Raw genomic sequence first — 853 nt, forward strand, 5'->3', positions numbered from 1 at the left:
GCAACCGCGCCCACAGGCGGTCGATGCCGTACAGTTCAAAATGAAAGCGGTAGAAAAAATTGCCGCCGCGGGTGGCGCGTGGTGCAACGACCTCGCCGCTATCCGCATCCATGAGTATCTGTTCACCGCGATGGCGTCTTCCGTCTTCAGGTGGTTTGGCCGGTTGCCAGCGCAGCTCGGCGGCGGTCTGGCGGGGGCCGGGCAGGCTGATGTCCCAGGAGCGGGCGTCTGGAGCTTTGGCATTCAATGCTGCCAGAGCCATGTCGATGGTGCCTGGTTGCAGGGTGGAATCATGCACTTCCGGCTGCATCCACAGGGTAATTTCTTCCCGAAAATAAGCACTGGTGCCAGTAATAAAAATGGCCACCAGCAACCAGCCGAGTAACAGGCCGGTCCAGGTGTGTAGCCAGGCCATGGATTGGCGAAATGATTTATTCATGCGGGCAGGCCCCACAGATACAGCCCACCCAGCAGCACGCCAGGGGCGAGAATGCCGGCCCAGGCCCGCCAGGCTGAGCGGGCGGAAAACGCCCAAATAGCCGCGCCGCTACACAACAGCAACGCCACCATGATGCCAATGATCACGGCCTGGTCGCGGGCCATGGGCAGGGTAACGGCCAGGGCCATGGCCGACAGGGACGCAAGGCCATAACCACCCAAAGCCGCGGCCAGGGTGCGGGAGGTAATCGAAAGTGGAGACATAGGAATGTAGAGGCAAGCTAACCAAAATGAGAATGGTTATTATCTACAGAAGCAATGCAAAGAAAATGCAAATAACACAATGAAAGCGCTGCCAGGGTGTAAAAACTGTAAGGCAGGTGAGCGCCCGGCTCAGGCGGCCAGGTCTTCCTGC

At 59.1% G+C, this 853-nt stretch carries 2 protein-coding genes; both read right to left on the minus strand.

The window, feature by feature from the left end; translation table 11 throughout:
* The coding region (locus A3730_RS24540; protein WP_197477617.1) for a PepSY-associated TM helix domain-containing protein at positions 1-439 on the minus strand (439 nt) is incomplete at its 3' end.
* Positions 436-702: a DUF3649 domain-containing protein gene (locus A3730_RS24545; RefSeq protein ID WP_063519916.1), complete on the minus strand. Its 267-nt coding sequence runs from the start codon at positions 700-702 to the stop codon at positions 436-438. The genes A3730_RS24540 and A3730_RS24545, both read right to left, overlap by 4 nt.
* Between the last annotated feature and the right edge of the window lie 151 nt (positions 703-853).

The sequence above is a fragment of the Alcanivorax sp. HI0044 genome, assembly GCF_001634945.1.

Bases quoted from the DNA above. Each gene is read 5' to 3' on its own strand.
- A3730_RS24545 (WP_063519916.1), bottom strand. From the start codon at position 702: ATGTCTCCACTTTCGATTACCTCCCGCACCCTGGCCGCGGCTTTGGGT.